5 protein-coding genes are annotated in these 4,655 nt (G+C 75.6%); 3 read left to right on the forward strand and 2 right to left on the reverse strand.

The annotated features are described in order from the left end of the window. Positions 1-1,043: 1,2-phenylacetyl-CoA epoxidase subunit PaaA (paaA, locus tag WCS02_RS17605; protein ID WP_340295564.1), on the reverse strand; the 1,043-nt coding region annotated here is incomplete at its 3' end. 162 nt (positions 1,044-1,205) lie between these two features. Between paaA and WCS02_RS17610 the strand changes: the two genes are divergently transcribed. Further along, entirely contained in the window at positions 1,206-2,147 is a 942-nt protein-coding gene (locus tag WCS02_RS17610; protein ID WP_340295565.1) for a glycoside hydrolase family 43 protein, read from the forward strand. A 452-nt stretch (positions 2,148-2,599) separates the two neighbouring features. On the opposite strand, the gene WCS02_RS17615 is transcribed toward WCS02_RS17610, so the two are convergent. Further along, positions 2,600-3,625 (reverse strand): NAD-dependent epimerase/dehydratase family protein, encoded by a 1,026-nt coding sequence (locus WCS02_RS17615; RefSeq protein ID WP_340295566.1) that lies wholly within the window; start codon positions 3,623-3,625, stop codon positions 2,600-2,602. Positions 3,626-3,786: 161 nt separating this feature from the next. Between WCS02_RS17615 and WCS02_RS17620 the strand changes: the two genes are divergently transcribed. Together WCS02_RS17620 and WCS02_RS17625 are read left to right on the forward strand one after the other, a co-directional pair. Continuing rightward, positions 3,787-4,413: a TetR/AcrR family transcriptional regulator gene (locus WCS02_RS17620; protein ID WP_340295568.1), complete on the forward strand. Its 627-nt coding sequence runs from the start codon at positions 3,787-3,789 to the stop codon at positions 4,411-4,413. A gap of 148 nt (positions 4,414-4,561) precedes the next feature. Beyond that, the coding region (locus tag WCS02_RS17625; protein WP_340295569.1) for a 3-hydroxyacyl-CoA dehydrogenase NAD-binding domain-containing protein at positions 4,562-4,655 on the forward strand (94 nt) is incomplete at its 3' end.

Genomic DNA, 4,655 nt, shown 5'->3' on the forward strand with positions numbered 1-4,655 from the left:
GCGTCGTCGCCCACGGCAGCGCGCTCGGCAGTGCGCGCGCCGGCGCGCCTCGCGGCGTGGGCGGCGGCGGCCTCGCGCACCCAGGCGCCGTCCTCGTGGGCCTGCCGGCGGAAGGCGACGCGCTGGCGGTTGCACGGACCGTCGCCGGCCACCACGCGCGCGAACTCGTCCCAGTCGGGGGTGCCGAAGCGGTAGTGCCCGGTCTCCTCGTCGAGGACCAGGTCCGGGTCGGGGACGGTGAGGCCGAGGAACTCCGCCTGCGGGACCGTCGCGTCGACGAAGCGCTGGCGCAGCTCGTCGTTGCTGAAGCGCTTGATGCCCCAGGCCATCGACCGGGCCGAGTTCGGGGAGGCGTCGTCGGGCGGGCCGAACATCATGAGCGAGGGCCACCAGAACCGGTCGAGCGCGTCCTGGGCCATCGCCTTCTGCGCGGCCGTGCCGCGGGCGAGCGCGGTCATCCCCTCGAAGCCCTGCCGCTGGTGGAAGGACTCCTCCTTGCAGACGCGGACCATCGCCCGGGCGTAGGGGCCGTAGGAGCAGCGCGACAGCGGGACCTGGTTCATGATCGCGGCGCCGTCGACGAGCCAGCCGATCGCCATGGTGTCGGCCCAGGTCAGGGCCGGGTAGTTGAAGATCGTCGAGTACTTCTGGCGGCCCTCGTGCAGCGCGTCGAGCAGGTCGGCCCGGTCCACCCCGAGCGTCTCGGCGGCGGAGTACAGGTACAGGCCGTGGCCCGCCTCGTCCTGGACCTTGGCGTAGAGGATCGCCTTGCGCCGCAGGCTCGGGGCCCGGGTGACCCAGTTGCCCTCCGGCTGCATCCCGATGATCTCCGAGTGCGCGTGCTGGGCGATCTGGCGCACGAGCGTCCTCCGGTACGCCTCGGGCATCGCGTCGCGCGGCTCGACCCGGCCGTCGTCGGCGACGACCGCGTCGAAGGCGGCCTGCTGCTCCGCGGTGAGGTCGGTGGCCGCGGGGCCGGCGGTGCTGGCTGCCGTGCCCGTCGTGCTCTCGCTGGTGGAGCCCGTGGTGACCGTGGCGCCCATGCCGTCCTCCTCGGATTACCGACCAGATGTTCGGTAAATCATGGTGCGGTCTGCCCGCCCCCCGAGTCAACACCTGCGACCGGCTCCTGTGACCGTGCTGTGCCGTCCCGGTCGGGGTGCAGGGAGTGGTCCGCGGGCGGCCCGACCGCCGACAATGGCCGCGTGACGTCCCCCGCCCACGACGGCTACTTCGCCGACCCGTTCGTCCTGCGCCTGCCCGGGGGCGGGTACGCCGCCTACGGCACCGGCCGCCCGCCCTCGCCGGGGCCGGACGGCACGCCGGGCGACCCCGGCCCCCGGGCGTTCGAGGCGCTCGCCTCGCCCGACCTGCGGACCTGGGAGCCGAGGGGCCAGGTGCTCGAGCGGCTGGCGCCCGAGGTCGGGGACGAGTACTGGGCGCCCGAGGTCGCCGCCGCCGACGGCGCGTTCTGGATGTACTACTCGGTCGGCCACGGCATCAGCGGCCACCACGTCCGGGTCGCCCGGTCCGACGAGCCGTTCGGCCCCTTCGTCGACTGCGGCACCAGTCTCACCCCCGACGAGCGGTTCGCCATCGACCCGCACCCGTTCCAGGACGACGACGGCATCTGGTACCTGTTCTACGCCCGCGACGTGCTCGAGGCGGCCCGGCCCGGCACGCACCTCGCGGTCGTCCGGCTGGAGGACATGACCACGCCCGCCGGGCCCCCGACCGTCGTCCTCGAGCCGCACGACGACTGGCAGCTGTACGAGAGCGGCCGGTCGATGTACGGCGGGGTCTACGAGTGGCACACCATCGAGGGCCCGTCCGTGGTGCACCGCGGCGGCCGGTACTGGATGACGTACTCCGGCGGCGCGTGGACCGGCGACGGCTACGGCGTCACGTGGGCCGTGGCGGACCACCCGCTCGGGCCGTGGACCCACCCCGCCGACGCCGTCCCCCTGCTCGACACCGCCAGCACCGGGCTGCTCGGCCCCGGCCACAACAGCCTGGTCGTCGCGCCCGACGGGACGGACGTCGTCGCCTTCCACGCCTGGGACCGCCCGGACGGCGCCCGGCAGATGCACCTGCGGCGGGTCGGGTTCACGCCGGACGGACCGCTGCTGGGCGGCCCGCTCGGCTGAGGCGTGTCGGGTCCGCTCCGGGGACCGCCCGGGTTGCTCCGGGACCGCCCGAGCAGCACACAACAGTGCCTGGAGCGGCGCGAGGGACGCGGTCGGCCCGAGTCGTGTGCCGTTCGGGCGGATCTGGGCTGGGACAGGGCCACCCGCTGATCCGAGCGAGCACCACACGCCCCGGACGTCCCAGCGGATCCCGTCGCGGGCACAGACGCGGACCCGGTGCGGACAGGGTCGCCAGGAACGGCGTGTCCGGGGCCGCGCGACCATCGGGTCCGCGCCTACGCCCGCCCGAACGGCACAAGACACAGCCTTCGGGGGCGCCAGACCGGCTGTGAGCCCCCGCTTTGTGCTGCTCGGGCGCGAGTCCTCAAGCAGAGAGGGTTGGTCCCGGTCTCAGCGCTCCGCCGGACCCAGGCCCAGCGAGCGCCGGGCCCAGACCGCGACCGAGCCGCCCCCTACCGCCCCGGCCGCAGCAGCGGCGAGCTCTCGTCGCCGGCCGCGTCGCGGATGCCCGTGACGCCCTCGGCGAGCGCGTCGTCGCCGCGGTGCAACGGGGTCCAGCCGAGCTCGCTCACCAGCCGGGTGGTGTCCATGAGCGGGGTCCAGCGGCCGAGGTCGAACCAGCCCGGGTCGAGCGGCTGGAGCCGCAGGTGCCACGACAGGTCCATCGCGCCGCGCAGCAGCCCCGGGTGGACGGGGAACGACTTTCTCGCGCCGACGGCACGGGCGAGGTCGTCGGGGCCGAGCACGGGCTCGCCGGCGACGTTGAGGCCGCCCACCGGCCGGGCGTGGACCGCGAGGCGGAAGGCCTCGGCCAGGTCCTCGGAGTGCACGACCTGGGTCCGCATCTCCCGCGGCAGCGGCACGAGCGGCGGGGTGAGCCGGCCCACGGCCCAGCGCGGCACCAGCTGGCCGAGGCCGTACCGGCCGAGCTCGGCGCCCGCGCCCCGCTGCACGACGGGCGCGGGACGGACCCGCGTGATGGTCAGCGAGCGACCGGCGCGCTCGACGTCGTCGAGCAGCCGCTCGCACGCGGCCTTCTGCACGCTGTACCAGGACCCGCTGATCCCGCCGGTCGGCCACGACTCGTCCACCCGCCGGTCCTTGGGGCCGGGGCTGTAGGCACCGACGCTGCTGGTGTGGACCAGGTGCGGCACGCCCGCCGCCAGCGTGGCCTCGACGACCCGGGCGGTCCCGGCGACGTTCACCCGCTCGAGCAGGCCGATGTCGCGGGTCGGGGTGAGCGCCCAGGCCAGGTGCACGACGACGTCGCAGCCCCGGGCGGCCTCGGTGAGCACGGGCAGGCTCGACGGCTCGGAGAGGTCGGCCTGGACCCAGGTGACCTCCGACCACGGCGCGACCGAGGTGTCCGGGAGGCGCCGGGCGACCCCGACGACCTCGTCCACCTCGGTGTCGGCGAGCAGGGCACGGACCAGGGCGGAGCCGACGTTGCCGGTCGGCCCGGTGATGAGGATGCGCACGGCTCCACCGTCACCCGGGGCGCGGCGCCGCGCACGTCGGCGCAGCCGCGGGGGCCTGGACCCACCCCGCGTGGCTCCCGGCGACAGCCGCTGTCCGCCGGTCGGGCGGACCGCTCCCGCCAGGACCCGCCCCGCCGCTACGGTCTGGCCAGGGAGGGACCATGACGAGCACCGATCCCGTCCGCGGCCGTGGCCGGCCGGCGCGGCACAGCCTCGACGAGCTTGTCGAGATCGTCGCCACGCAGTTCATCGACCGGGGCTACGACGCCACGTCGATGGAGGACCTGGCCCGTGCGACCGGCCTCACCAAGGCGGCGCTCTACCACCACGTCGCGGGCAAGGAGGAGTTCCTCCGCCTCGCCGTGAGCAAGGGTATCGACGCGCTCGCGGAGGCGCTCGCCGAGGCCGAGGACCTGGACGCGCCCGCCGTCCGACGGCTCGAGACCGTGGTCCGCCGCAGTGTCGCCGTCCTCGTCGACAACCTGCCGTACGTCACCCTGCTGCTGCGGGTGCGGGGCAACACCCCCGCCGAGCTGTGGGCCCTCGAGCGCCGCCGCGACCTGGACGCCCGGACCGCCGCGCTCACCGCCAAGGCCGTCGCGGACGGCGACCTCGACCCGGACGTCAACCCAAGGCTCGTCACCCGGCTCGTCTTCGGCGCCGTCAACTCCGTCACCGAGTGGTACCGGCCCGGCGGCGGCACCGGCCCCGACGAGGTGGGCGACGTCCTCGCGCGCATGCTCGTCGAGGGGCTGCGGCCGCGCGCGGGCGGCCCTGGGGCTGCTTGACGCCGCCGACCCCACCCGCGTTGACTGCGTTCCCGACCGCTCGTCCGGTAATGCCGGGCGGGCCCCGTGCACGGACGAGGAGACCCCGGTGACGACGCCGCCCGACCAGCCCGCGACGGCCGGCGACGGTGCGCGGACCGCCGGCTGGGTGGTCGGGGTCGTCGGCGCGGGGACCATGGGCGCCGGCATCGCGCAGGTCGCGGCCGCCGCGGGCCACCGGACGCTGCTGCTCGACGCCCGGG

The organism is Aquipuribacter hungaricus (assembly GCF_037860755.1).
Classification (GTDB): Bacteria; Actinomycetota; Actinomycetes; order Actinomycetales; family JBBAYJ01; genus Aquipuribacter; species Aquipuribacter hungaricus.